We start from the raw sequence: 25551 nt of genomic DNA on the forward strand, positions 1-25551 counted from the left end.
GATCACTGGTCACTCTGGCGACGACGCCACCAAACCCGCGCCCGCCACAGCCACTACCAGCGACAACGCAACAAACATCCCTCACTGCCGCTGTAGTACTAGACGCAAGGAAGGGGGCCTTCATGTACTTGGACGAGCTGTCAGACGGCCTGGACCTCGACCCCGGCGGCCTCGAAGGCCCGCAGCGCCTTCGGATCGGCGTTGGAATCCGTGACCAGGGCGTGCACCTGCGTCGTCGCGCAGATCCGCGCGAACGCCCGGCGGCCCAGCTTCGACCCGTCGGCGACGGCGACGACGCGTTCCGCGCGCTCGACCATCAGCCGGTTGATACTCGCCTCGCCCTCGTGATGCGCGAAGGCGCCGGCCTCGGCGTCGAACGCGTCGACCCCGAGGAACAGCAGGTCGATCGTCAGTTCGCTGAGCACGCGAGTGGCCAGCGGACCACTGAGCTCGAACGACTGCGGGCGCGCGACACCGCCGGTGACCACGATCTTCACATGCGGCCGCACCGCGAGTTCGTGTGCGATGTTCAGCGCGTTGGTGACCACCGTCAGCCCCGGCGAATCACGCAGGCTCGCCAGATCCGACCGCGTGGCCAGCGAACGCGCGACCCCGGCCGTCGTCGTCCCGCCGTTGAGGCCGACCACCATGCCCTGCGCCACGAGCGACGCCGCGGCGACGCTGATCCGCTGCTTCTCGGGCACATGCCGCGCGGTCTTGTACCGCAAAGGCAGGTCGTAGGCGAGATCGTTGGCCACCGCGCCACCCCGGGTGCGGGTGAGCAACTGCTGCTCCGCCAGGTGATCGAGGTCGCGCCGGATCGTGGCCGCGGAGACGTTCAGCTCCTCCGCCACGTCCTCGACGTCGATTTTCTCCCGCTGCCCCAGCAGGTCCAGCAGGGTGCTCAGCCGTTCGTGCCGGGCCATCCGCGCCCCTCCTAGCTCGCCGCGACCTATCGCGCATAACGTTGCGCTGTTGGCCAGTGTTTCGAGCAGTATGCTGCATCGCGGTTGTCCGCCGCGAGCGGCACGCCGGTCGAGTGGCCCGGCCGCTCACTTCATCCGGAAGTCGTGGTGTTCCGGCAGCGGTTCATCGGAAACCGCCGCCCAGGTGTCCGAAAGAGACGTTTCCCCTTCCCTGATGTTCGCGACCTCGAAACCGTTGTCGTAGACCGCCTTGGCCCCGGCGAGGTCACCTCGGGCGAGCCGGGTGCGGGCGGTCAGCAACGCGATCCGCCCTTCCACGGGAAGCCCTTCCAGCAACGCGCTCGCCTCTTCCGGAAGTCCTGCGGCGAGCTGCGCCGCGATGGCCTCCACGATCAGCGGACGCAGCGACGGAGCGAGAGTGACCGCCCGGCGGTACAGCCAGGCGGCCTCGTGCCCGGACGTGGCGACCGCGAGATTCCGCAGCGCCCAAGGGTTCTCGTCCGCCGAAACGGACTCGCGCCACGCGCGGACCGCGTCCGACTGCCGTCCGGCCGCCCAATGCGCGACGCCGCGGTGGTACCAGGTCAGCCAGTTCTTCGGGGCGTACTCCATGAGATCCGCCCAGTACCGGTTCACCAGCGTCGGTGGCGGCACGGCGAGCGGGTCCCCGTCGGGCGGTGTCCCGTCGAGCAGCGCGAGCCACGGTTCCTGGTCCGGCCCCAGCGAATCGTCCGGGAAAGGCGTGCCGGGCAGGCACATCGGCGCCCGCCGGTTCTCCAGCGCTCCCCAGCCGGAACCGGTGGCCAGGAAGGATTCCGGCGTGACGTCGGCGATCTTCCGCCAAGCTTCGTGGTACTCGTCCAGCGTCTCGGCCGACGGCAGACCGGCGGCGACCGCTTCGCGCGCCGCTGCCCAGTCGTCCCCGTGCACCGCCGCGGGATCCGCGGCGACCGGACCATAGGCCTCCAGCCAGTCCCAGCTCTCCCCCGGCGGCAACCGCAGGTGTTCCAGCTGGGTGCGGGCCAGACCGGCTTGGATCTCCAGGTAGCCACCTGCCTCGGGCGCCAGCCACTCCTGCCAGCGACGTCCGCCGGCGGACTCGCCCCACAGGAACAGCTTCCGCCCGCGCAGCCGCCCGGTGGACAGCTGGGCCAGTCCGGTCCCGTCACTCTCGACGGCCGCGACCCACGGCCTTCCAGCCACCTCGAAGAAGTAGTCCGCCGCGGCTTCGGCACGGGCCGGGTAGGTCAGCTCGCCGGGGACGTCGACCAGGTCGAGCCGTCCCGAATAGCCGTAGTGCCAGGCTTGGGCCGCCGGAGCCAGCACGCGGGTGCCCGCGTTCTGCGGCACCGCGATGTTCGACCACCAGTACACCGGGACGTCGTAGGGATGCGGGTTCCGCACCCGCACCGCCACGAGCAGCTGATCCGATTCGGCGGGCAGCCAGAAGTCGATCTGGTACGGCAGGTCGCGAGTGCGTTCCCACTCCCAGAGCCGCAGCACCGGCGTGCCGTCCGGGCCCTCGATCTCCGCGGCGAACATCGGCTCGCAGGTCAGCGTCGTATGCCCGGTGCTCCCGAGGTTCCACTCGACGCCACCGGCGAACCACGCGTCCCGCAGCGCGAGGTTCGCGGGCTGGAACACCGGGTTGCGGTAGAGCAGTTCGCGGCCGGACGGCTTGTGGACCAGCGAATACAGCCGCCCGCCCAGTGACGGCAGCACCGTGGCGCGGAGCTGGTCGTTCTCCAGCACCACCGCCGGGAGCTCACGTTCCGTGCGCTCCCGGGTGTACCCGTCCTGCAGCAGGCACGGCAACGTGGTGTCCAGGCGGCCGTACCCGATGTTCTCCGCCAGATCCGGCGGCAGCTCGTCCACATTGGACACCTTGGCCACCGCTTCGGGTTTCCGGAGCGGCGGCAGCGGGTTCTCCGGCCCCAGCCCAGCGGCCGGGAGCACCAGCCCGGTGCGGTACAGGCGGGTCATGCGTCCGGGAGCCGATCGCCGGTGGCGGCGTCGAACAGGTGCACCGCGCCCGGCTGCGGCGCCAGCGAAATCGGCTCACCGCGTTGCCACGGGGCCATGCCCGGAGTGCGCACGGTCAGCACGCGGTCGCCGTCCCGGCAGTAGAGGTACTGATCGCTGCCGAGTTCCTCGACGACCTCGACGACGGCCTCGAAGCCGCCGTCCCCGATCGTCCAGCCCTCGGGCCGGACGCCGACGACGATGCCGGGACCGGTCAGCGCCGATCGCTGCGCCGGGGTCAGCGGCAGCCGCGTGCCGCCGACGACTGCGCCATCGGTGTCCACAGTGGTCTCCAGCAGGTTCATCGCCGGTGAGCCGATGAACCCGGCGACGAAAACGTTGACCGGCTTGGCGAACAGCCCGACAGGTGTGTCGCACTGCTGCAGGAGCCCGTCCTTCAGCACGGCGACCCTGTCCCCCATCGTCATCGCCTCGACCTGATCGTGCGTGACGTAGAGCGTGGTGATGCCCAGCCGCCGCTGCAGCGACGCGATCTGGGTCCGGGTCTGCACGCGGAGTTTGGCGTCCAGATTGGACAGTGGCTCGTCCATCAGGAAGACACTCGGCTCACGCACGATCGCCCGGCCCATCGCGACCCGCTGCCGCTGACCGCCGGACAGCTTCGCGGGCTTGCGGTCGAGGTACTCGGTCAGGTCGAGCACGGCCGCGGCCTCGCGCACCTTGCGTTCGCGTTCGTCTTTGGGCATCTTCGCCAGCTTCAGGTGGAAGCCGATGTTTTCCCCCACCGTCATATGCGGGTAGAGCGCGTAGTTCTGGAACACCATCGCGATGTCCCGGTCCTTCGGCGGCAGTTCGGTGACGTCGCGGTCGCCGATGTGGATGGAGCCGTCGTCGACGCCTTCCAGTCCGGCCAGCATCCGCAGCGTGGTCGACTTCCCGCAGCCGGACGGGCCGACGAGCACCAGGAACTCGCCGTCGGCGACCTCGAGGTCGAGGCCGTCGACGGCCGGGCGTTCCACCCCGGCGTAGAACCGGGTGGTGTCGGAAAAGGTCACGGTGGCCATCAGGTCCTACTTTCCGGCGCCGAGGGTCAGGCCGGTGATGATCCGGCGGGCGAGCACGAGGTAGAGCACGAGCATCGGGAGCACGACGATCGCCACACCGGCGATCAGACCGCCGTACTCCGACTGGTAGCTCGCGGCCCCGTAGAAGGTGAAGAGCGCGCGGGAGAGCGTGAAATGCGCCTGGTCCTTGAGGAACACGATCGCCAGCAGCGTCTCGTTCCACAGGCCGATGGCGTTCAGCGTCAGCGCGGTGATCATGCCGCCGCGCGTCAGCGGCAGCATGACCGAGAAGAACGTGCGCATCGGCGACGCGCCGTCGAGCGCGGCCGCCTCCTCCAGTTCGTCCGGCAGCGACCGGAAGAAGCCGGTCATCAAGAACACCGTGAACGGGATGGACAGGGCCACGTACAGCACGAACAGGCCGTACTCGTTGTCCAGGTGGATCTTGCTGAGCACCACGAACAGCGGGATGATCACGGTCTGGAACGGCACGCCCATCCCGATCGCGACGACGTTGGTCATCGGCCCGGCGCCGCGGACACCGAGCCTGGTCAGGGCGTACGCGCAGGGCGCCGAGACGGCGACCGTGACGACCGTCGCCAGCCCGACGAGGACCACCGTGGTGAGCACGGCGTCGCCGAAACCGGCGTTGTTCCAGGCGTAGATGAAGTTCCGGAACGGCTTGCCGACGTGGAACCACTGGTACGGCAGGGCGAACGGCTTGGTGAAGATCTCCACCGGCGTCTTGAACGACGCCGTGAGCAGCCAGTACAGCACCAGGATGTTGCCGGCGGTGAACAGCCACACGATCGTGGAACCCAGGACGCGCAACGGGCTGAACCGTTTCGAGCCGGGCGCCGGACGCGGTTTGCGTGGCGGCTTGCGCACCGGTTTCGCCGCTCGCCGGGCGGGTGCCTCGACGTCGGTGACGGACATGGGGTCTCCCTCAGAACTGGATCGCGTCACGGCGCATCAAACGACGGAGCAGGACGACGAGCACGGACACCAGCGCGATCATCGCCACCGCGCAGGCACAGGCGGCACCGAAGTCCGGGGTGCCGTTCGAGCCGAAGGTCCGGTCGAACACGTAGATCCCCAGCGTCCACGCCTCGTTGGGCGGGGCGTAGGTGCCCGGCCCGGCCAGCACGAACACCAGCTCGAAGATCTTGAGCGCGTTGATCGTCCACAGCACCCCGGCGACACCGACGACGTCCCAGGTCATCGGCAGCGTGATGTTCCTGAACTTCTGCCACGGCGACGCGCCGCCCAGTTCCGCGTCCTCGTAGAGGTACGGCGGGATGCGGTCGACCGCGGCCATCAGGATGGTGATGTAGAAGCCCGAACTGGCCCAGATCAGCGAAGCCGTCACCACCCCGGTCACATTGGACGGTGCGAGGAACTTCGCCGCGTCGGCGCCGAGGCTTTCCATCACGTAGTTCGCCAGGCCCTGTTTCCCCGGCTGGTACTTGAAGACGAAGCCGAGGAACATGCCCAGCGCCACCGGCGCCACGATGTTCGGGAAGAACAGGATGGCGCGGACGGTCTTCCCGCCCTTCATGTCCCGCAGCACCATGGTGAACAGGAACGCCAGCGCGAACGTGCCGATCCCGCCCAGGAACACGTAGATCAGCGTGTTGCCGAACGCGTACTGGAACGAGTCGCTCGACACCATCTGCGTGTAGTTGGTGACGCCGTTGGGTTTCGGCGTGTCCCCCGCCCCGGCCCAGCTGGTGAAGCTCAGGACCACGGTCGCGATCGTCGGCAGCACCAGGAAGGCCAGGTACAGCGCCAGCGCCGGCGCGGCGAACGGCCAGAACAGCCGTTTCTTGCGACTCAGGTGAGCACCGGCTTTCACCGCCCTCGCCGACGGTGTCGTCGGCGTCGTGACCGTCGCCATCAGCCCTGGTTCTTCCAGAATTCGGCGCCCTTGACGGCGAGCTGGTCCACGAACTGCTCCGGGGTGAGCTGCCCCTTCAGCAGGGCGATGTCGGCCGGGTCGAAGACGTCGGTCTGCCACTTGCCGCCGGCGATGCCGTCGATCCCGTCGTACTGCAGGACGTGCTCCTTCTTCGGGTCGTCCAGCGCGGCCTTGACCTGCTTGAGGTCGTCCGGCACGGCGAGGTCGGCGCGCGGCACGAGGTTGTCGGCCACCGCGGGGATCCCGGAAAGCAGGTCCTTGTTGAGGAAGTAGGCGATGAACGCCTTGGCCGCCTCGGCGTGCTTGGCCTTCTTGGTCACCGAGAAACCGATCGACATCTGCTCGACGGTGTCGTGCGTGGCGCCTGCCGGCATCGGGAACTGGAAGGAGCCGTAGTTGATCTTGGTCCCGGCGCCCTGCTTGTCCAGGTACTCACGGGTCTCGCTCGGCGCCCAGCTGCCGACGTAGAGGAAGCGGGAGTCGCCGTCGGCCCAGCGCTGCTGCACCTGCGGGAACTTCGCCGCGTCCCAGCCGTCGATGAAGTGCTTGGGCAGCTTCGCGGTTTCGGTGGCGGCCTTGAGGAAACCGGGCTCGGTCTTCCACGTCTGACCGGTCTTGTCGGTCGCCGCCTTGTAGAGCCCGCCCGCGCCGACGTACCGCTCGGCGAGCTGGGTGTAGAAGTACATGTTGTAGAACGGGATGTCGCCATCGAGACTGATGGCGGACTTGCCGTCGGTCTTGGCCTTGTCGAACAGGCCGATCAGTTCGTCCATCGTCTTCGGCTGCTGGACGTCACCGGCGGTGTCCTTGTTGAACCACCAGGCGCTCGACTGGATCGTGTACGGGACCATGAAGTTGTGGCCCTCGCGGTCCTTGTTCTGCGGGAAGTCGTACGAGCTGGGCGAAAGCACGTCCTTGACGGTCTTGTCGCCTTCGCCGACCTTCATCGCGAACACGTCGTCGACGCTCTGCGTGCCGCCCGGCGTCATGATCGCCGCGCCGACCTTGCTGACGTCCTGGTCGAACAGGTCCGGCACGGCGTCGGTGTTCAGCGCGGGCACCAGGTTCTGGGTGTAGGCCTTGCGGCCCAGCCACTGCACGTCGACCTTGACGCCGGTCTTCTCCTGGAAGCATTTGAAGGCCTTCTGCAGGACCTTGCCCTGCGGCTCGTCGGCCGTCCACATGGACCAGTACGTGAATTCCTTGTCCGTAGCGGGTTTCACCCCCGCTTCCGGACAGGGCGCGTTGAGGAACTGGTCGACGCCCGGGAGCGCGTTCTCGCCGGTGCCTCCGGCCGCGTCCCCGCCGCCGCATCCCGCGAGCAGGAGCGCCGCCCCTGCCGTCAATGCCGTGAGCTTGCCTACCCGCATCCGCCACCACCTGGATCGAAGATCACACAAGTTCTGCTTGTTCTTGCGCAGTTTTGTGAGGTTTCACGCACATGTCAACACTCAATCGCGCAAAGTCTGCTCAATCGTCACCTTGACCGGTTCAACATGATCAAGCTTGAGCACTCCCAAGAGCCGCCGCACCTCGACGGCGACAGCGGCACGTCCGGCACCGAGGTACTTCCGCGGGTCGACACGCTCGGGATGCGCGCGCCAATCGTCCGCGACGGCCGCCGTGAACACCTTGTTGAGCTGGGTGGCGATATTGATCTTCGTCATCCCAGCTCGGACCGCTTCGGCCAGCCCGTCGTCGGGCACGCCCGACGAGCCGTGCAGCACCAACGGCACCGGCACCCGTTCCCGGAGCCTCGCGATCAGCTCGAAGTCCAAGGCGGCGTCACGGGTGAGCATGGCGTGCGAACTGCCAACGGCCACCGCCAGCGCGTCGATCCCGGTGGACGCCACGAACTCCGCGGCCTCGTCCGGATCGGTGCGCGCGCCGGGCGCGTGGACGCCGTCCTTGCCCCCGACCTCGCCGAGTTCGGCCTCGACCCACACTCCGTGGTCGTGGCAGTACGCGGCGACTTCGCGGGTCGCGCGCACGTTGTCGGTGTAGTCCAGTTTGGACGCGTCGAACATGACGGAGCCGAACCCGAGCGCTACGGCCTCACGGACGAGGTCGGCCGATTCGGCGTGGTCGAGATGCACCGCGACCGGCGTCCCGGCTCCTCTGGCCGCGGCGAGCGCCGCCGTGCCGACCGGCGCCAGCGAGCCGTGGTACTTCACGGCGTTCTGGCTCAGCTGCACGATCACCGGCGCTTCCGCCGCGGCGGCCCCGTCGATGATCGCGGTGATGTGTTCGAGCTGGATCGCGTTGAACGCGCCGCAGCCGTGCCGGGCCGCCGCGGCGGCTCCGACGATCTCCCCGGTTCCTGCCAGAGGCATGACGGTTCTCCTAGTCCGGGTGGTCCGGGCGGGCGCGCACGGCGACCAGCCCCTGTTCGGCTTGGTAGTGCGCGAGGTCGACGTCCCCGGCGAGCGGGCCGAGCACGGCCGCCCCGGACAACGCGACGGCCCGGCGCAGGATGTCCGGCCAGGCTTCGGCGCGGCTCAAGCCCAGCGCGAGCGCCGCGACGACGGCGTCACCCGCGCCGGTGGTGTTGCCTGTGAGCACAGTGGACGGTGCCGCGTGCCAGGTGCCGGAAGGGGTGACAGCCAGCAGCCCGTCTGGGCCCAGCGAGACGACGACGGCGCCCGCCCCGGCCCTGCGGAGTTCGGTCGCGGCGGCCACCGGGTCCCGCAGGCCGGTGACCTCGCGCAGTTCGTCGGCGTTCGGTTTGACGACCGACGGCTTCGCGGCGAGCCCGGCGAGCAGCGCCTCGCCGGAAGTGTCCAAGATGGACGGTGTGTCACCGAGTAGTCCGGCGTACCCCCCGGCGCCCGGCGGAAGGCTGCCCGAACAGACGAGCACGTCCGGTTTCCGGGTTCGGACGGCCGCCGCAAGCGTTTGCCACTCGGCCTCGGTCAGCCGCGGCCCGGGCTCGTTCAGCAGTGTGACCGATCCGTCGTCCGCAAGAACCGTGGTGGTGCGCCGGGTTTCCCCGCCGATCGGCACGATGTCGGCGGGGATGCCCGCCGCCGCGAGGTCACCCTCGACGGCGGCTCCCGTCGCGCCGCCGGCCGTGAGGATCGCGCGGACGTCGGCGCCGAGCGTGTGCAGCACGCGGGCGACGTTGACGCCCTTGCCGCCCGCCCGGTGCCGCACGTCCCTCGCCCGGTGCACCCCACCGGGCCGGAGATCGTCCACTGTGTACGTGACGTCCAGCGCGGTGTTCGGCGTGACGGTGACGATCACGACGGCCTCAGGTCAGGACGACGGAACGGGTGAGACTGCGGGGGTTGTCCGGGTCGAGCCCCTTGCGGGCGGCGATCGCCCCGGCGACGCGCTGCGCGCGGACCAGGTCGGCCAGCGGGTCCAGGCCGCTCTCGACGAACAGGCCCCCCGCGCGGGCGACGTCGTCGGCCAGGCCCTCCGGCGCCTGCCCGAACATCCAGGTCACGCGGCCGGGTTCACTGATGCTGATCGGTCCGTGCCGGTAGTCCCACGCCGGATACGACTCGGTCCACAGTAGACATGCTTCGCGGAACTTGAGCGCCGCTTCGTTCGCGATGCCCACCGACCAGCCGGTGCCGAGGAAGCTGAACTGCTCCGCGCCGAGAAGTTCGTCGGGCAGCAATTCGGCGAGCACGCGTTCGGCCTGGTCGGCGACCGCGGTCAGATCCTCGCCGAGGTGCGCGCGCAGCATCGCCAGCGCCGTCGTGGCGAAGCGGGTCTGCACGACCGAGCGTTCGTCCACGACGGACAGGTCGACGATCGTGTCCGCGGCGTCCTCGATCTCGCGGGGAACACCGGTGATCGCGATGGTCGGCGTCTTCCCCCTCAGTTTCGCCAGCAGGGCGCGGACCTCGGTCGTCGTACCCGACCGGGTCAGCGCCACGACGTGGTCGTAGCCACGGCCCTCCGGAAACTCCGACGCGGCGAAGGCGTCGGTTTCGCCGAGCCCCGCGGACTCGCGAAGGACGGCGTACGCCTGGCCGATGAACCACGACGTGCCGCAGCCGACGATCGCGACCCGCGCGCCCGGCGGCGGCAGCAGCTCACTGTTCGCCGAGGCCAGCGCCGCCGCGTCCCGCCACCGTCCGGGCTGGCTCGCGATCTCCGCCGCCATGAAGGTCCCGCTCATGAACTCCCCATCCGTGCCAGTTGTGCGCAGTAGCTGTCACGTTAGGTGCAGTTTTGTGCAACGTCAATGCCCTGTTAGCGCACTTTCACGCAATTGTTCCGCGCAGATGTGCAGGAAGGGCGGTCGCCTACCGTGGACGGATGCGAATCGTCTCGCTGCTCCCGGCCGCGACAGACTTCGTCGCGACTCTCGGGCTCCTCGGATCACTGACCGGCCGGACCCACGAATGCGACTGGCCGCCGGGCGCCCTGGATGACGTCCCGGTGGTGACGAGCAGCGCGATCGACCACGACGTGCTGTCGAGCCGGGAGATCTCGGCTGCCGTCGGCGGCGAGCATCGCGGCTCGGGCCTGTACTCCCTCGACGCCGACCTGCTCTCCGCCGCCAGGCCCGACGTCATCCTCACCCAGGGTTCGCGGTTCGAGGCTGACGACCTGGGTGTCGCCCTCCATCGTCCGCACGGTGCTGGGCGTCCCCGAACGGGCGGCCGCTGAGACTCGCCGTCTTCAGGAACGCCTGGCGGCTGTTCGCGCCCGGGTCGAGGGACGGCCTCGCCCGCGGATGGCGGCCATCGAATGGCTCGATCCGCTCTGGCCCGCCGGGCACTGGGTCCCGGAGCAGATCGAAGCCGCCGGTGGCATCCCGCTGCTGGCCGCCGCGGGCGAACACACCCGCCCGATCCCGTGGGACACCGTCGTCGAGGCACGGCCCGACGTGCTGCTGCTCATCCCGTGCGGCTTCCCGCCCGAACGGACCGAGGCGGAGCTACACCTGCTGACCGGCCTGCCCGGCTGGGACGACATCCCCGCCGTGCACATCCTGGACGGACCGGCCCACTTCAACCGGCCGGGCCCCCGCGTCGTCGACGGCGCGGAGATCCTCGCCGACGTCCTTCACAGGTGACCGGCGTCACTTCGAAGGCTGTCACAACCTCCCCTCCCCGATCGTCATGTGTGCAGAACCGACGGAGGGGAAAGATCATGGAAGCGCGCTTCAACCTGTTCGAGAACGAGGTCGCCGCCAAGTTCGTCAAGCGCCTCGGCGCCGCGAGCCGCCCGATCGAGGAGTCCTCGCTGCCGCACTCCACGCAGGAACTGGTGAAGCTGCGCGCCAGCCAGATCAACGGCTGCGGCTTCTGCACCGACATGCACAGCAAGGACGCCGCACACGCCGGCGAGACCTCGGTGCGTCTCAACCTGGTCGCCGCCTGGAGGGAAGCGAACGTCTTCACCGACGCGGAGCGCGCGGCACTGGCGCTCACCGAGGAAGGCACCCGCATCTCCGACGCTCACGGCGGTGTCAGCGAGGAGACCTGGGCCCAGGTCCGCAAGCACTACAACGACGACGAGATCGGTGCCCTGATCTCCCTGGTCGCCACGATCAACGCCTACAACCGGCTCAACGTCATCGCAGGGACCCCGGCGGGCGACTACCAGCCCGGCATGTTCGGCTGAGCCCCGCGTTCTCCGACAACAGGATTGCCTTGCCGGACAACGATTCTGAAAGGTCCCGGTGCTAAACCTTCGGAAACAGCGATCCTTCCGGAGGTTCAGCCCGTGGAACTCGATGTCCGCTTCTTCCCCGTGACCGGCACCCATCAGCTCAGCAACGATCTCGTCGGGCTGCGCGCGAACTTCCACTACGGCTCGGGGAACGTGCTGGAGCAGCACTACGCGGACAGTACGACGATGATCTGGACCGGCGTGTCCGGCGACTTCACCGGCGTCCGGCAGAAGGAAAAGACGCTGCGCGTGTTCGCCGTCGGTCCCGCCCAGTACTTCGTGACCTGGTACGAAACCGGGACCGTCGCGACAGCCGCGCACGGCGAGGTCTTCGACGGCGGCTATCCCATCGCCGTGATGGCCGACTTCGAACGCCTGGTCGCGACGGCGGCCTACACGAACCCTCGCGAGGACGGCGGGCAGTATTTCCTGGTCGACCAGGCGACCATCGAGATCCTGGAGAAGCCGCACGGGTGGCCTTCCTTTCCTGGTGCCCGTGGTTGAGGCTCTGGGTCTTCGGGAGACGGGCAGCAATTAGCCGACGAAACGCGAACGGCGAGGCCGCCTGCCGCGCTTCGGCAATAGGGCTATTGAGGGGTCGGGCAAAGGTGGCGTGGTACTCACCAGTCACCGGACAAGCGGAACGGCCTCGATCCTCACGCGACACCCTCGCGATCCGTCACCGGCCAGGGACCACTCGGCGGGACCGGTGGGCGCGGGACGTGTTACCCAGGGTGAGGCGTGTGGCAATAGGGACGTTTCCGGCGACCGGTCACGCGGGACTGTGTAGATTTCAGATCATCCAACGCAGCCGGTGTCTCAGAAGCGAGCGTCGCGTAGGGCCGCCGACCTACCCACGACCACCTTGAACGTCTCGGTTCTGGGGATTCACAGGTTTCGGCCTATGTCCTGAGGTTGAGGGGCCTGGCGTTTTCCGGACAGGCTGCTTAGTTGCTGATTTTACGCTGCGAGCTGTCGGTTCAGATACTCGGCGTGGACCTCGTGTGGGGTCTTGTAATCTAGTCCCGAGTGGAGACGTTGGCTATTGTAGCGTAATTCTATATAGTGTGCAATATCCGCCATGGCATGCTGGCACGTGGGATAAATCGTGCGGTGGACAAGCTCGTTCTTTAGTGTCGCGAAGAACGATTCGGCCATGCTGTTGTCGTAGCAGATTCCTGTACGTCCGACAGATTGCTGGATCGTGAGCGTTTTCAATGTCTTGCCGAATCGTGCTGACGTGTAATTGCTGCCACGATCGGAATGGAAGATCGCATCCGGCGCGATTGTACAGTTTCGTGCGGCCATGCGGATCGCGTTCTCGATGAGTGGGTTTTGTAGCTATCGTCCATGGCCCAGCCGATGACGGCCCTGGTGTGGCAATCAATGACCGTAGCGAGATAAACCCAGCCTTCCCACGTCGGCACATAGGTGATATCGCCAATCATTTTCTCGCCGGGCGCGTCCGCGGTGAAATCCCGCGCTACGAGGTCGGGGATCTGCCGGGCGGCTGGATCGGAGTCGGTCAGGCTGTGCCGCCACGGACGTGGCTGGCAGGGCATCAAGCCCAGTTCACGCATGATGCCGCGGACCAGTTCGGGTGTGCAGGACTCACCCTGGCGGACCAGCTGGGCGTGTACGCGCCGGTGACCATGCGGTGGGTGTCGTCGGGGATGTTCTGTCGCTGGCCACGAGATCAACATTACCCGCAGTCGAACAGATGTTCCATCACACGTTTAGGTGAAGGACGAAAAGAAAAGCGCCAAAAGATACAGCAGAGAAGCCTCGGGAACAGGTGGGTCATGAGTGGTAAGGATGGTTAGAACCGTCCTTACCACTCACGAGACAGAGACATAGAGACGCAGAGACACCCAGGCCCAGATCACGGTCACGGTCACGGTCACGGTCACGGTCACGGTCACGGTCACGGTCACGGTCACGCCAGACCAGCTCCACCTGCAGGCGACGACCCAGGCGCGGGCGAACAAGCACCGAGCACGCAAAGGCAAACCCCGCACCCCCGGCCGCTCCCATACTGGCGATCCAGCCGAGACGAGGAGCAGCGAATGAGCCGTGACGACACGTCGCTCGCCAAGAACGTCCTGGGCGTGCCAGGCATCGTGTTCCTCGTGCTCGCCGCGGTCGCTCCGCTGACCGGGATGATCGTGATCGCGGCCATCGGCATCGCGGTCGGGAACGGCGGCGGGATGGTCGCGGCGTTCCTGCTGGCCACGGTCGTCCTGCTGTTGTTCGCGGTCGGCTACGCGCAGATGTCGCGGGTGCTCACCAGCGCGGGCGGCTTCTACGCCTTCGTGGTCAAGGGGTTGGGCCGGACGCCGGGTCTGGTCGCCGGTTTCGTCGCGATGCTCGGCTACAACTGCTTCGTGGCGGGCGCGATCGGCACGAGCGGGTTCTTCACCTCCACCGCGATCGACGACGTCTTCGGACTCAAGCTCGATTGGCTGTTCTGGAGCGCGCTTTCGGTCGTGCTGGTCCTGCTGCTCAGTCGCCGGGGGATCGCGGTCAGCGCGAAGGTGCTGGGAGTCTCGCTGATCCTCGAGGTGTCGATTTTGCTGATCATGGACTTCAGTGTGCTGTTCCGGCACGGCTTATCCTTCGCCGCGTTCAGCCCGTCCGTCCTGTTCCAGGGTGCCGGCGGTCTGGCGTTGTTGTTCGCTGCCAACGCTTTCATCGGTTTCGAGGCGACGGCACTGTTCGGCGAGGAGGCCAAGGATCCCAAGCGGACGATCCCGAAGGCGACCTACATCGCCATCGGGTTCATCGGGGTGTTCGCCGCGTTCACGACCTGGGCCGTGGTCAGCGCGATCGGCGCCGAGCAGGCGCAGGACGTGGCCGCCGCGCACCTGTCGAGCGGGGATCTCGTGCTCTCGGTCGCCCAGGAGTATCTCGGTGGCCCGCTGACCAAGGTGATGTTGCTGCTCCTGGTGATCAGCCTGTTCGCGGCGCTGCTGGCGCTGCACAATTCGGCCACCCGGTACCTGTACGCGCTGGGGCGGGTCGGCGTGCTGCCGCGGCTGCTCGGCAAGACCAGTCCGCGCAACGGCGCACCGCGCTACGCCTCGATCGTCCAGTTGGCCTTCGGTTCGGTGGTGGCGCTGGCGTTCCGGCTCTCCGGGCTCGACCCGGTCGCCGACCTCACCGCGAGCATGACCGGCTTCGGCACCCTCGGCATCCTCACCCTGCAGTTGTTCGCGGCGGTGGCGATCCTGGTGTACTTCCGCCGGACCCGGGACCGCCGGATCGTGAAGACGCTGATCGCCCCCGGGCTGGGCGCGGTGGGGCTCGGGCTCATCGTGACGCTGGCCATCCTCAACTTCCCGACGCTCGCCGGGTCGAGCAACGGCGTCGTCCCGCTCCTGCCGTGGCTGCTCCTGATCGTCGCGCTGGCCGGGCTCGCGCTCGCCGGCTGGCTGCGCCGGTTCCGTCCCTCGGTGTACGCGGCGCTGGAGTCCGACCTGGAACGCGACGACACGCCGTCAGACGCCGTTGGTCAATGAGAGGTTGAAGGAATAGCGCGAGGCCCGGTAGACGTGCCACCCGTATTCCACGACCTTGCCGGAGTCGTCGTAGGTGGTGCGCCGCATGGTGAGCAGCGCCGCCCCGGGCTTCTCGTCGAGCAGTTCGGCGTCCTCTTCGGTCGCCTGCCGGGCGCCGACGTTCTGCTGGGCGGCGTGCAGCCGGACCCCCGCCGAGCGCAGTAACTGGTAGAGCCCCCTGTCCCGTAATTCGTCGTCGGCCGGGTCGATGATGCCGTCGGGCAGGTGATTGTTCATGATCGCCAGCGGTTCGCCGCCGGTCGAGCGCACTCGCTTCAGCCGCCGGACGTGGGTCAGGCCCGGCGTCTCGAGGTGCTCGATCGCCTCGTCGTCCGCGGCCTCGACCCGGTTGATCAGGACGACGGACTCCGGCTTGTCGCCTAGTTCGCTGAGATCGTCGAAAAGGCTGCTCAACCGCAGCGGGCGGGCGACCTTGGTGCGGACGACCTGGGTACCGACACCGCGTTTGCGGACGAGCAGCCCCTGGTTGACCAGCGACTGGATCGCCTGGCGGATGGTCGGCCGCGAAAGGTGCAGTCGCGCGGCCAGGTCCAGCTCGTTGTCCAGCCTGGCGCCGTTGGGCAGCCTGCCGTCTTCGATCGCGGCGCCGAGTTGCCTGGCGACCTGGGAGTACAGCGGTTCCGGGCCGTTCGGATCCACCACGATCTCGCCGGGCGCCCACGGTTTCATGCGCGGAGCCTACCGCGACGGATCGCTATGACCTTATGTCCATATGTCTTGACAAAGTCTCCGCGTGCTTGCGATGGTCGAGGGACCACGCGAGCTGGAAGGAACAAAGGGTGTCCGAAACAGTACGCCGGGTAGTCGCCGCGCGGGTGCGCGATCCGGAGGCCATCGCGGCGGCCGCGGCCACCCGGGTCCGGGCGAAATCGCCGTTCAACGACAAGGGCCGCGCGATGGTCATCGCCGCGGACCATCCGGCGCGCGGCGCGAACGGCGTCGGCGCCGACCCGCTCGCGATGGCCGACCGCGGCGAACTGCTGGACCGCCTCGGCCTGGCGCTGGAGCGGCCCGGCGTCACCGGCGTGCTGGCGACACCGGACATCATCGACGATCTGCTGCTCCTCGGCGTCCTCGAAGGCAAGACCGTCATCGGCTCGATGAACCGCACCGGCCTCGCGGGGTCGAGTTTCGAGATCGACGACCGGTTCGCCTGTTACGACGCCGAAACGATCGAGCGGATGCGGTTCGACGGCGGCAAGACGCTCACCAGGATCTGCCTGACCGACCCGGCGACGCCGAGCGCCCTGGAGAACACCGCGAAGGCGATCAACGACCTTTCCCGCCGGAAACTGATCGCGATGGTCGAACCCTTTCTCGCCGACTGGGTCGACGGCCGCCTGCGCAACGACCTCTCCCCCGAGGCCGTGATCCGCTCCATCACCATCGCCTCCGCTCTCGGCAGTTCGTCGGCCTACACCTGGCTGAAGCTCCCGGTGGTGAAGGACATGGAGCGCGTGCTGGCCGCCTCGACGCTGCCCGCCGTCCTGCTGGGCGGCGAGGTCAAGGATCCCGACGCCGCGTTCGCCGCCTGGCAACAGGCGCTCGCGCTCCCGACCGTGCAAGGCCTCGTGGTCGGCCGGTCCCTGCTCTATCCGCACGACGGCGACGTCGCCAAGGCCGTCGACACGGCTGTCGGACTGTTGTGAACACCCGTGGAGGACAACGCGTGAAGACCATCGACCACTGGATCAACGGTACCGCGACCTCGGCGGGCTCGACCCGTACCGCGCCGGTGTACGACCCGGCCGAGGGGCAGGCCCGGGCGCGGGTGCTCCTCGCGGAACCGTCCGATGTGGACACCGCGGTGGCCGCCGCCGCCAAGGCGTTCGAGTCGTGGGGCGACTCGTCGCTGTCACAGCGGACCAAGGTGATGTTCGCCTTCCGTGAGCTGCTGGTGAAGCACGAAGACGACCTCGCCCGGATCATCTCCTCCGAACACGGCAAGGTGATCGACGACGCGCGCGGCGAGATCGTCCGCGGCCGCGAGATCGTCGAGTACGCCTGCGGCATCGCCGACGCGCTGAAGGGCGGCTTCTCCGACCAGGTCTCGCGGGACGTGGACGTCCACGACTTCCGGCAGCCGCTCGGGGTCGTCGCCGGGATCACGCCGTTCAACTTCCCGATCATGGTCCCGCTGTGGATGCACCCGATCGCCATCGCGGCGGGCAACACGTTCGTGCTCAAGCCCAGTGAGCGAGTGCCGTCCGCGTCCCGGCTGGTCGCCGAACTGTACGCCGAGGCGGGTCTTCCCGAAGGCGTGTTCAACGTGGTCAACGGGGACAAGGTCGCCGTCGACGCGATCCTGGAGCATCCGGGTATCGCCGCCGTGTCGTTCGTCGGGTCGACCCCGATCGCCAAGTACGTCCACGAACGCGCGACGGCCACCGGCAAACGCGTGCAGGCGCTGGGCGGGGCCAAGAACCACGCCGTCGTCCTGCCCGACGCCGACCTCGAATACGCCGCGAACCACCTCACGGCGGCCGCGTTCGGTTCCGCCGGGCAGCGGTGCATGGCGATCTCCATCGGAGTCGCCGTCGGTCCGGCGGGCGACGGACTGGTGGAGATCCTCAAGCGCAAAGCGGCGGAGATCAAGGTCGGGCCCGGCGACGACGACTGCAACGACATGGGTCCCGTCGTCACCGAGGCCGCCCGGCAACGCGTGATCGACTCCGTCACGCTGGGTGCGGAGCAGGGCGCGACCGTGGTGGTCGACGGCCGGGACCTGCGCGTCGCCGGTCACGAGGGCGGGTTCTTCGTCGGACCATCCCTTTTGGACAACGTGACCGCCGGGATGGCCGCCTACCGCGAGGAGATCTTCGGACCGGTGCTCGGGATCGTGCGGGTGGCCACCCTGGACGAGGCGATCGCGCTGATCAACGCGAACCCCTACGGCAACGGGACCGCCGTCTTCACCGGCGGCGGAGAGGCCGCGCGGCGGTTCCAGCGGGAGGTGAAGGTGGGGATGATCGGGGTGAACGTGCCCATCCCGGTGCCGATGTCGTACTACTCCTTCGGCGGCTGGAAGGACTCCCTCATCGGGGACAGCCCGATCCACGGCCCGGCGGGCGTCCGGTTCTACACGCGGGCGAAGGTCGTCACGACGCGGTGGCCGCAGTCCGCCGCCGGTTTCAACTTCCCGACGTCCAGCTGACCCACGCATTTCGTCCGCTAAATGCGAAGTCGCATTTAGCGGACGAAATGCGGGAAGTCAGCCCACCTCTTGCCGCTGCCGTTTGCCCACGATCCGCCAGCCGACCGCCAGCACCACGGCCAGCACCGGGATCGAGTAGAACGCGATCTTCTCGGCGCCGTCGGAGAAGCCCATCAGCACCACGACCAGCGCGAGGAAGCCCAGAGTCGCCCAGCCGCTGTAGGGCGCCCACGGCATCCGGTAGGACGGCCGTTCCAGCTCCCCGCGCAGCGCGGCCTGGCGCAACCGCATCTGGCAGAAGACCAGCGTCGCCCAGGTGGTGATCACGCCGAGCGAGGCGATCGCGATCGCGATGTCGAAAGCGTCCTTCGGCACGAGGTAGTTGAGCACCACGCCCAGCAGGTAAGCCACCGAGGTGAACAGGATTCCGCCGTAGGGCACCTGACGACCGCTCATCTTGCCGACGAACTTCGGCGCCTCGCCCTTGTCCGCCAGCGCGCGCAGGATACGGCCGGTGGAATAGAGCCCCGAGTTGACGCTCGACAGCGCGGCGGTGAGCACGACCGCGTTCATCACGTCGCCGATACCCGGGATCCCGAGGCGGGTGAAGACGGTGACGAACGGGCTCTCCCCGCCGTTGTAGAACGGCCACGGCAGCAGCATCGCCAGCAGCAGCACGGATCCCACGTAGAACACGCCGATCCGCCAGACCACACCGTTGATCGCCTTCGGCAGCACCTTGCGCGCGTCCTTGGTCTCACCGGCGGCGATGCCGACGACCTCGATCGCCGAGTACGCGAAGATGACCGCCTGCAGCGTCATCAGCGCGATGCCGATACCCGCCGGGAAGAATCCGTTGTTGGCGGTCAGGTTGTGCACACCGGCGGTGGTGCCGCCGATGTCGGCGCTGGTGAGCACCAGCCCGAGGGCGGTGACCAGGAAGACCACGATGGCCAGCACCTTGACCACCGAGAACCAGAACTCCAGCTCGCCGAACAGTTTCACCGAAAGCAGGTTCACCACGATCAGCACGCCGAGCGCGACCAGGGCGGTGATCCACTGTGGCACGTCGGGCAGCCATTTGTGCACGTAGATCGCGACCGCGGTGATCTCCGCGATTCCGGTCATCGCCCAGTTCACCCAGTACATCCAGCCGGAGACGAAACCCGCCCACGGCCCGATGAACTTACGGGCATAGGTGACGAAACTGCCGGAAGTCGGCTGGTGCAGCACGAGTTCGCCGAGGGCGCGCATCACGAAGTAGGCGGCGATACCGCAGAGCGCGTACGACAGGACCAGCGACGGCCCGACCTGGTGGAGCTTGCCGCCGGCACCGAGGAACAGCCCGACGCCGATCGCGCCGCCGATGGCGATCATCTGCACTTGGCGGTTGCCCAGCGCTTTTGAGTAGCTTTCACCTTTTTCGGTGAGCAGCGAGGAATCCATGGTTGCCAGACGCTAGAGCGTGTGCGGCACGTCACCAACAGTACTAAGGAAGACTTAAGGTGTGCGGGACGTCACTCTGGTGGTTTTACTGGTATTTCCCTTTTCGATTTGACAAATTCACCCGCGAACCCGGATCTTCGCGCGCGCGGACGGCCTCCTACGCTACGGCCGTGGACCTCGCAGGGCTGCTGGACCGGATCGCCGACGACGTCGCGCCCGAGATCGGCCGCGGGGCCGTCGCCGACTACATCCCCGCTCTGGCCAGGGTCGCGCCCGGACAGTTCGGCATGGCGGTGGCCGAAGTGGACGGTGGGGTGCACGGGGTCGGCGACTGGGAAGTGCCGTTTTCGATCCAGAGCATGTCGAAGGTCTTCACCCTGGCGCTCGCGCTCTCCCACGGCGACGGCGTCTGGGCGCGGGTGGGCCGCGAGCCGTCCGGCAACCCGTTCAACTCGCTGGTGCAGCTGGAGAACGAGGACGGGATCCCCCGCAATCCCTTCATCAACGCCGGTGCGCTGGTCGTGACCGACGAACTGGCGCATCACGGCGACGCGGCGGAAACACTGCTTCGGTTTCTCCGCGACGAAAGCGGCCGGATGGACATCGGGATCGACGGCGAGGTCGCCGCGTCGGAGGCCGGGCACGCCGACCGCAACCGCGCGCTCGCGTACTTCATGGCCTCCTACCGGAACATGCGCCAGCCGGTGCCCGCCGTCCTCGACCAGTACGTACGCCAGTGCTCGATCGCGATGAACTGCCGGGACGTCGCGCGCTCGGCGGTCTTCCTCGCCCGCCACGGCGTTCGCAACGACGGCACCAGACTGCTCGACCTGAGCGCGGCCAAGCGGGTCAACGCGGTGATGCTGACCTGCGGCACCTACGACGCGGCGGGCGAATTCGCCTACCGGGTCGGACTTCCCGGCAAGAGCGGCGTCGGCGGCGGCATCGTCGCGATCGTCCCCGGCCGGTGCGCGGTCTGCGTGTGGAGCCCCGGGCTCGACGCGCGCGGCAACTCCGTCGCGGGCGTCGCGGCGCTGGACCGGTTCACCACGCTGACCGGCTGGTCGATCTTCTGAGCTTCAGGTGCTGGGCTCGCCCATCTCGTGCCCCGGCCGCCCCTCGGTACGGCGCCGCCGCTTGATCCGTTCTTCGTGCAGATGCCGCCGTCCCCCGGTCAGGTCGCCGGTGACTTCCCGCGTCATCCCGCGGAAGGCCGCGTAGTAGCCGTCGTCGTACTCCTCGATCAGCTGGAAGGTCCACCGTTCCGGCAGCACGTTGAGCCCGATCAGCTCGGTCCGGATCCGCTCGGCCCACTCGGCGTGCCCTGCCTTCCGGAGCGCCTCGGCGGCCTCGTCGAGCGCGAAGTCGGCGCTTCCCGTCAGATGGTGGAAGGCGTACAGATGTCCCCGTGCCTGCTCGACCGTTTCCAGTGCGGCGACCAGCTTTCCGACGGCGTCGACGGTCGCGTCGTCGGGTTCTGAAAGTGAGTCCGGCATGCCGGTGAATTCCCCGGGACCGGCCGTTCTACACCCCCTCACCGGTGACTTTCCACCGCGATCCTGGCGAACGAACGGATCAGCGGGTTCTCCCGCCCGGTCACCCACGCGACGACCAGCGGGCTCGGCGGCATGTCGGACAGGGGCACCCAGGTGAGCCCGTCGGGAAGGGCGTGCCCGAGCGGCGCGATGCCCGCGGAACCGTTCCACAGGACGGCTTGGAGGCATTCGCTGACCGTGCGCACCACCGGACCGGCGGGCCGATCGCCAGGGGGCGCCGCCCCGTTCCAATACGCGCGCCACAGTGGATCCGTCCCCTCCGGCAGCTGGAACCAGGGCCGATCGGCGGCGTCGGCCAGCCGGAGCGACTCACGTCCGGCGAGCGGGTCGCCGGCGCGCAGGACGAGCCCGACCGGATCGGTGCGCAGGACGCGGACGCTGATCCCGGTTTCGTCGAACGGCGACCGGGTCAGCGCGACGTCGGCCAGCCCGGCGCGCAGGCCGGTGGTGGGATCGGTGAAATCCGCCTCGCGGAACCGGATCGAGACCTCGGGATGACGCCGCCGGAACGCCGCGGCCAGCCGGCTGCCCGCCTCCCCCGCTCCGTCGGCGAGGGTGCCGACGGTGAACGTCGCGGCCGCCGTCACGCGAGCGCGGGCGCGGTCTGCCTGGTCCAGCAGGGTACGGGCCTCGACGTACAGGGTGGTCCCGGCCGCGGTGGGCTCGACGCCGGCGGCCGAGCGGAGCAGCAGGACGACCCCCAGGTCGTTCTCCAGCTGCCGGATGGCCCGGCTCAGCGGCGGCTGGGTCATGTGCAGCCGCGCGGCGGCCCGGCCGAAGTGTCTCTCCTCGGCGACGGTCACGAAGTAGCGCAGCAGACGTAGCTCCATCACCAGCGATGATACCCAGCCGGTATCGGGCCGATGAGATCGGTCTTGGACGGCGGGCGGAACGCGGCGCGACAGTGGGGTCATGCCTTTCGAACCACTCACCCACGAGCCTGCCGTCGACACCGGCAAGGTCCGCGAAATCGCCCGCGACCTCGTGGTGATCCCGAATCTCGGGGTCGACCTCGTCCCCAACATCGGGGTCATCGGCGGCGAACACTCGGTGCTCGTCGTCGACACCGGGCTGGGGCCTCGCAACGCCGAAAAGGTGCTCGCCTTCGCGGCCGAATACGCTCGCGGCCGCAAGCTGTATCTGACCACGACGCATTTCCACCCCGAGCACGCTTTCGGCGCGCAGGTTTTCGCGGACGAGGCGACCTATCTCGTCAACAGTGCCCAGGCCGCGGACCTGGTCCACAAAGGACCGGGCTATCTCGAAATGTTCCGCGGCCTCGGCACGCCGGTCGCCCGGGCCCTGGACGGCGTCGAGCTGATCGCCCCGGACCTGGTCTACGACGACGCGTACGACCTCGATCTCGGCGGACGGGTCGTCTGGCTGGAGGCGACCGGACGCGCCCACAGCAAGGGCGATCAGGTGGTGACCGTGCCCGACGCGGGCGTGCTGTTCACCGGGGACCTGGTCGAGGCGGGCCAGTTCTCGATCTTCCCGTGGTTCCCGCCGTACGACACCGACGTCTCGGGACGACGCTGGATCGAAGTCCTGCGCCGGTTGGCCGCCACCGGGCCGGACATCGTCGTCCCAGGCCATGGCGACGTCTCCGGACGCCGGATCCTGACCGACGTCCGCGAGTACCTCGAACTGCTGCGCGACGAGACCTGGAAGCGACGCGACTCGGCTCTCCCCGAAGAGATCATCGCCGCGGAGGTCGAAGCGCTGATGATCGAACGCCACCCCGAATGGGAAGGCCAGGACTGGATCGCGAAGGGCGTCGGCTGCTTCTGCGCGGACCACTCAGGCCATGAGACAGCAGGCGCCGGTGAAGCAGCCGAAGGCACCTCCGCTTGACGTGTTCTTCCAGTTGTCGAAGTGATCGATCACGACGTCGACTTCGGCCTGCCCGGCCGCGGTGACGTCGATGCCGGAGTCGGCGAAGAAGCGGCGGACATCGTCGGAAACGACGTTCTTCATGGGAAATCCCCTCTGAACCTGCGGTGTTGGATACTGGAATCGTGCAGGTTCGCCCCTGTCGGCCGACAGTGCGAAGCGCCACGGGCGGGACGTGGCTTTCGACTGCGCCAAGTGGAGCAGGGAACGTCACTTGAAGATGGCGACGGGATGAACGACGAGTTCGCCGGTTTCGGGGTCCCAGTCCTCGACCTTGCCGAGGCACCGTGCCCGGAAAGCACCCGAGGGCACGGTGTCCCGCAGATCACTGGTCACGCAGGCGAAGCGGATCCGCCTGCTCCGCGCCGGATCGTCCGGATTTCCTTACGGTGCGTAGAAAACCGTCTCGGCATCGGTCTGGGAGCGTTTGCGGAACAGGCCCTTGACGGAGACGAACGCCTCGACGCCCCGCAGCCGGGTCTGGGCTTGGCGAGTGCTCTCGGGACCATCGGCCCAGCCGAGTTCCTTGACCAGCGCGCGATTGTGGGCGAGTTCCTGCTTCGCCAGGTCGACGTAGATGATGTCGTGGTGCTTCTCCAGCACCTTCATCACGATGCCGATCACGGTGATCGGCTCGGCCTTGCGGATGTACCGCCGGAACTCCTCGTCGGTGTCGGTGTGCTCCGATTCCCCTTGCAGCGGGCCGAATCCGCCCGATCCACCGAAGCGGCGGCCCCGGCTCCGGCGTTTCTCCACCTCCTGTTCCAGCGCCTCGTTGTAGCGATGCAACTGGTAGAGGCCCATCACGGATTTCGTGTTCAGGTAGAAGCCGATGCCCCGGATCATCCCCTGATCACCGCCGGATCGCGTGCGGCGCCAGTGTTTGACGAAGACGACGGCCGCGACGAGGAAGGCGGCGACAGTCAGCACCCAGACCGCGAGCCACATTCCCCAGACTTCCCACCACAGATTATCGGCAGCCACGGATCTCCTTGAAGGCGTCGAGCAGGGATGTCGTGTTCGCGTCGACCATCCGGCCACCGGTGGCCGCGGCCGCCCGGCCCAGTTCTGCGGGATTCGCCTCGCCGAACCGGATGGTGTATGTATGCACGCCAGGACCCCTTGGCGTGCGCAGGAATTCGTCGATAACCGGGCCGGTGTTGCTCTCGCCGTCGGTCATCAGCACGATCGAAACGGCCCGATCGGGTTCGGCCCTGCGCTGAGCGCCGGCCTTCGTGTAGGCCTCGCCGAGCGCCGTCCAGACAGCCGTGTTGCCATCGAAGTCGTCAGCGGCGATGAAGGCCCGCAGCGCGTCGAGATCCCGGGGCCCGTTGACGGTGAACTCCTTGTCCCCCAGTATCTTCCCGCCGAAGCGGAGGACCGTGAGCCGCTCACCGCGGTAGAAGCGGTCGAACCCGCCGTCCGGGCCGCCGCTCAGCCCGGCGAAGGTCGCCCAGAGCGCGGCGATCCTCGCCCCTTCATCGAACCGGAGAAGTCGAGTACGAAGGGTATTGTCCATCAGTTTCTTCTGCGTCGCCGGGCTTTTGACCCACGAGACGACCTTGTCGTAGGCCTCCCGTTTCGCCGGGTCGAGCAGCAGGATCGGGTAGTCCGCCTGGACGATGCCGTCACGCGGGTACACCAGTTCGAGTGGCGTCTTGAGCCTGCCGCTCGCGTTGAGGGTGAGCAAAGTGGACTCGTAGCCGATGAGAGCGTCGGCGTCCTGGCGTTCGGCGAAGCTGTCGACCAGCGCGGCCGAGGTGTCCGCCGTACGCGTGTGCCCGGTGCGGAAGCCCTGGAGTTTATCGCATTTCACGTCCTCCAGCCGCAGCGCGGCGCCGGTGCCGGCGGCGGCCGTCGCCACCCCGACGAGTGAGGTGAGCCCGCTGGTCGTCTTGGCCGGATCCGCCATCGCGAACCGGAACCCGCCACTCGCCGCCGCGTCCGCCAGATCCGCCCAGGACAGCTTCCTGTCCGGTTCGCCGCGGCGCAGTTCCGCCGCCTTGGCCGGCGTCAATCCGACGACGACCGGGGAGATCATGGTCTTGGTGGCCAGTGGCCACTCCCCTTGTCCGCGGCCCGCCGGAAGTCGAGCTGGAAGAACCGGTCGGTGGAAAGCCAGGCGAGGTCGTGCGCGGCCCTCCCCGGGATGAGAGCCGTGCTTTCGTTGACGGTTCCCTGGAAATCCATTTCCAGTTCGATTCCCGTTTCCTCGCGAAGGTCGTCGAGGATCGGCCCGAGATCCGAGAGTTCAGGACTGGCCAGCACCCGCAGCTTCACCTTCTCGCTACCGCTCGTGCAAGCGGCCACCACCAGAAGCAGGCAGCACAAGACCGCGAGGAGCCGCTTCACGGGCAGTCCCCGACGGTCTTGATCATCTGCTCCAGCACCAGGTTGTC

The 25551-nt window shown here is 68.0% G+C and carries 29 protein-coding genes; 9 read left to right on the forward strand and 20 right to left on the reverse strand.

Features of this window, described 5'->3' with window-relative positions; all coding sequences use genetic code 11:
- Positions 1-140: 140 nt before the first annotated feature.
- From ACFOSH_RS28495 to ACFOSH_RS28535, 9 genes are all read right to left on the reverse strand, one after another.
- On the reverse strand, positions 141-926 hold the full coding sequence (locus ACFOSH_RS28495; RefSeq protein ID WP_378242154.1) for a DeoR/GlpR family DNA-binding transcription regulator: 786 nt from the start codon (positions 924-926) through the stop codon (positions 141-143).
- Positions 927-1052: 126 nt separating this feature from the next.
- Positions 1053-2909, reverse strand: a complete 1857-nt coding sequence (locus ACFOSH_RS28500) for a DUF5107 domain-containing protein (protein ID WP_378242155.1) — start codon at positions 2907-2909, stop codon at positions 1053-1055.
- Complete coding sequence (locus ACFOSH_RS28505; protein WP_378242156.1) at positions 2906-3973, reverse strand: ABC transporter ATP-binding protein; 1068 nt, start codon at positions 3971-3973, stop codon at positions 2906-2908. The genes ACFOSH_RS28500 and ACFOSH_RS28505 overlap by 4 nt, the downstream gene beginning before the upstream one ends.
- Positions 3974-3979: 6 nt before the next feature.
- Positions 3980-4909, reverse strand: coding sequence for a carbohydrate ABC transporter permease (locus ACFOSH_RS28510; protein WP_378242157.1), 930 nt, complete (start codon positions 4907-4909; stop codon positions 3980-3982).
- 10 nt (positions 4910-4919) lie between these two features.
- A complete protein-coding gene (locus ACFOSH_RS28515; protein ID WP_378242158.1) occupies positions 4920-5870 on the reverse strand; it encodes a carbohydrate ABC transporter permease in 951 nt (316 codons plus the stop codon).
- Positions 5870-7261, reverse strand: coding sequence for an ABC transporter substrate-binding protein (locus ACFOSH_RS28520; protein WP_378242159.1), 1392 nt, complete (start codon positions 7259-7261; stop codon positions 5870-5872). The genes ACFOSH_RS28515 and ACFOSH_RS28520 overlap by 1 nt, the downstream gene beginning before the upstream one ends.
- Positions 7262-7342: 81 nt before the next feature.
- Positions 7343-8224 carry a class II fructose-bisphosphate aldolase gene (locus ACFOSH_RS28525; RefSeq protein WP_378242160.1) on the reverse strand — a complete coding sequence of 294 codons (882 nt, stop codon included), beginning with the start codon at positions 8222-8224 and terminating at the stop codon, positions 7343-7345.
- A gap of 10 nt (positions 8225-8234) precedes the next feature.
- Positions 8235-9134, reverse strand: a complete 900-nt coding sequence (locus tag ACFOSH_RS28530) for a 1-phosphofructokinase family hexose kinase (RefSeq protein ID WP_378242161.1) — start codon at positions 9132-9134, stop codon at positions 8235-8237.
- Positions 9135-9141: 7 nt separating this feature from the next.
- Positions 9142-10023, reverse strand: coding sequence for an SIS domain-containing protein (locus tag ACFOSH_RS28535; RefSeq protein ID WP_378242162.1), 882 nt, complete (start codon positions 10021-10023; stop codon positions 9142-9144).
- A 140-nt stretch (positions 10024-10163) separates the two neighbouring features.
- Between ACFOSH_RS28535 and ACFOSH_RS28540 the strand changes: the two genes are divergently transcribed.
- From ACFOSH_RS28540 to ACFOSH_RS28555, 4 genes are all read left to right on the forward strand, one after another.
- Positions 10164-10517, forward strand: a complete 354-nt coding sequence (locus ACFOSH_RS28540; protein WP_378242163.1) for a hypothetical protein — start codon at positions 10164-10166, stop codon at positions 10515-10517.
- Positions 10486-10926, forward strand: coding sequence for a hypothetical protein (locus ACFOSH_RS28545; RefSeq protein ID WP_378242164.1), 441 nt, complete (start codon positions 10486-10488; stop codon positions 10924-10926). Before ACFOSH_RS28540 ends, ACFOSH_RS28545 begins: the two co-directional genes overlap by 32 nt.
- A gap of 77 nt (positions 10927-11003) precedes the next feature.
- Positions 11004-11477: a carboxymuconolactone decarboxylase family protein gene (locus tag ACFOSH_RS28550; protein ID WP_378242165.1), complete on the forward strand. Its 474-nt coding sequence runs from the start codon at positions 11004-11006 to the stop codon at positions 11475-11477.
- A 102-nt stretch (positions 11478-11579) separates the two neighbouring features.
- The gene (locus ACFOSH_RS28555; RefSeq protein ID WP_378242166.1) at positions 11580-12029 is read left to right on the forward strand and encodes a MoaF C-terminal domain-containing protein; all 450 of its coding nucleotides are present in this window, start codon (positions 11580-11582) and stop codon (positions 12027-12029) included.
- A gap of 456 nt (positions 12030-12485) precedes the next feature.
- Here the strand turns inward: ACFOSH_RS28555 and ACFOSH_RS28560 are convergent, their stop codons facing one another.
- Both ACFOSH_RS28560 and ACFOSH_RS28565 read right to left on the reverse strand, forming a co-directional pair.
- Positions 12486-12833: an integrase core domain-containing protein gene (locus tag ACFOSH_RS28560; protein WP_378242167.1), complete on the reverse strand. Its 348-nt coding sequence runs from the start codon at positions 12831-12833 to the stop codon at positions 12486-12488.
- Positions 12740-13105 (reverse strand): DDE-type integrase/transposase/recombinase, encoded by a 366-nt coding sequence (locus ACFOSH_RS28565; RefSeq protein ID WP_378242168.1) that lies wholly within the window; start codon positions 13103-13105, stop codon positions 12740-12742. The genes ACFOSH_RS28560 and ACFOSH_RS28565 overlap by 94 nt, the downstream gene beginning before the upstream one ends.
- Before the next feature lie 486 nt (positions 13106-13591).
- Between ACFOSH_RS28565 and ACFOSH_RS28570 the strand changes: the two genes are divergently transcribed.
- Entirely contained in the window at positions 13592-15043 is a 1452-nt protein-coding gene (locus ACFOSH_RS28570; protein WP_378242169.1) for an APC family permease, read from the forward strand.
- Here ACFOSH_RS28570 and ACFOSH_RS28575 read toward each other — a convergent pair.
- Entirely contained in the window at positions 15023-15772 is a 750-nt protein-coding gene (locus ACFOSH_RS28575) for a GntR family transcriptional regulator (protein WP_378242170.1), read from the reverse strand. The genes ACFOSH_RS28570 and ACFOSH_RS28575 overlap by 21 nt on opposite strands.
- Positions 15773-15882: 110 nt before the next feature.
- On the opposite strand from ACFOSH_RS28575, the gene ACFOSH_RS28580 reads away from it, so the two are divergent.
- Together ACFOSH_RS28580 and ACFOSH_RS28585 are read left to right on the forward strand one after the other, a co-directional pair.
- Complete coding sequence (locus ACFOSH_RS28580) at positions 15883-16752, forward strand: Cgl0159 family (beta/alpha)8-fold protein (RefSeq protein ID WP_378242171.1); 870 nt, start codon at positions 15883-15885, stop codon at positions 16750-16752.
- Positions 16753-16772: 20 nt separating this feature from the next.
- The gene (locus tag ACFOSH_RS28585) at positions 16773-18257 is read left to right on the forward strand and encodes a CoA-acylating methylmalonate-semialdehyde dehydrogenase (RefSeq protein WP_378242172.1); all 1485 of its coding nucleotides are present in this window, start codon (positions 16773-16775) and stop codon (positions 18255-18257) included.
- 57 nt (positions 18258-18314) lie between these two features.
- Here ACFOSH_RS28585 and ACFOSH_RS28590 read toward each other — a convergent pair whose 3' ends face one another.
- Positions 18315-19703: an amino acid permease gene (locus ACFOSH_RS28590; protein ID WP_378242173.1), complete on the reverse strand. Its 1389-nt coding sequence runs from the start codon at positions 19701-19703 to the stop codon at positions 18315-18317.
- A 170-nt stretch (positions 19704-19873) separates the two neighbouring features.
- Here ACFOSH_RS28590 and ACFOSH_RS28595 point away from each other — a divergent pair, with 170 nt between their 5' ends.
- Positions 19874-20779 carry a glutaminase gene (locus tag ACFOSH_RS28595; protein ID WP_378242174.1) on the forward strand — a complete coding sequence of 302 codons (906 nt, stop codon included), beginning with the start codon at positions 19874-19876 and terminating at the stop codon, positions 20777-20779.
- A 3-nt stretch (positions 20780-20782) separates the two neighbouring features.
- Here ACFOSH_RS28595 and ACFOSH_RS28600 read toward each other — a convergent pair whose 3' ends face one another.
- Both ACFOSH_RS28600 and ACFOSH_RS28605 read right to left on the reverse strand, forming a co-directional pair.
- On the reverse strand, positions 20783-21199 hold the full coding sequence (locus ACFOSH_RS28600) for a hypothetical protein (RefSeq protein ID WP_378242175.1): 417 nt from the start codon (positions 21197-21199) through the stop codon (positions 20783-20785).
- A 38-nt stretch (positions 21200-21237) separates the two neighbouring features.
- Positions 21238-22089, reverse strand: coding sequence for a LysR family transcriptional regulator (locus tag ACFOSH_RS28605; RefSeq protein WP_378242176.1), 852 nt, complete (start codon positions 22087-22089; stop codon positions 21238-21240).
- A gap of 82 nt (positions 22090-22171) precedes the next feature.
- On the opposite strand from ACFOSH_RS28605, the gene ACFOSH_RS28610 reads away from it, so the two are divergent.
- Positions 22172-23113, forward strand: coding sequence for an MBL fold metallo-hydrolase (locus ACFOSH_RS28610; protein WP_378242177.1), 942 nt, complete (start codon positions 22172-22174; stop codon positions 23111-23113).
- Here ACFOSH_RS28610 and ACFOSH_RS28615 read toward each other — a convergent pair.
- From ACFOSH_RS28615 to ACFOSH_RS28635, 5 genes are all read right to left on the reverse strand, one after another.
- Complete coding sequence (locus tag ACFOSH_RS28615; protein WP_378242178.1) at positions 23060-23236, reverse strand: hypothetical protein; 177 nt, start codon at positions 23234-23236, stop codon at positions 23060-23062. The genes ACFOSH_RS28610 and ACFOSH_RS28615 overlap by 54 nt on opposite strands.
- A gap of 126 nt (positions 23237-23362) precedes the next feature.
- The gene (locus tag ACFOSH_RS28620) at positions 23363-23488 is read right to left on the reverse strand and encodes a hypothetical protein (RefSeq protein ID WP_378242179.1); all 126 of its coding nucleotides are present in this window, start codon (positions 23486-23488) and stop codon (positions 23363-23365) included.
- Positions 23489-23536: 48 nt separating this feature from the next.
- Positions 23537-24136, reverse strand: coding sequence for a hypothetical protein (locus ACFOSH_RS28625; protein WP_378242180.1), 600 nt, complete (start codon positions 24134-24136; stop codon positions 23537-23539).
- Positions 24123-25193 carry a vWA domain-containing protein gene (locus ACFOSH_RS28630; RefSeq protein WP_378242181.1) on the reverse strand — a complete coding sequence of 357 codons (1071 nt, stop codon included), beginning with the start codon at positions 25191-25193 and terminating at the stop codon, positions 24123-24125. The genes ACFOSH_RS28625 and ACFOSH_RS28630 overlap by 14 nt, the downstream gene beginning before the upstream one ends.
- Entirely contained in the window at positions 25190-25504 is a 315-nt protein-coding gene (locus tag ACFOSH_RS28635; protein WP_378242182.1) for a hypothetical protein, read from the reverse strand. The genes ACFOSH_RS28630 and ACFOSH_RS28635 overlap by 4 nt, the downstream gene beginning before the upstream one ends.
- Between the last annotated feature and the right edge of the window lie 47 nt (positions 25505-25551).

The sequence above is a fragment of the Amycolatopsis speibonae genome (assembly GCF_042647925.1).
Taxonomy (GTDB): domain Bacteria; phylum Actinomycetota; class Actinomycetes; order Mycobacteriales; family Pseudonocardiaceae; genus Amycolatopsis; species Amycolatopsis speibonae.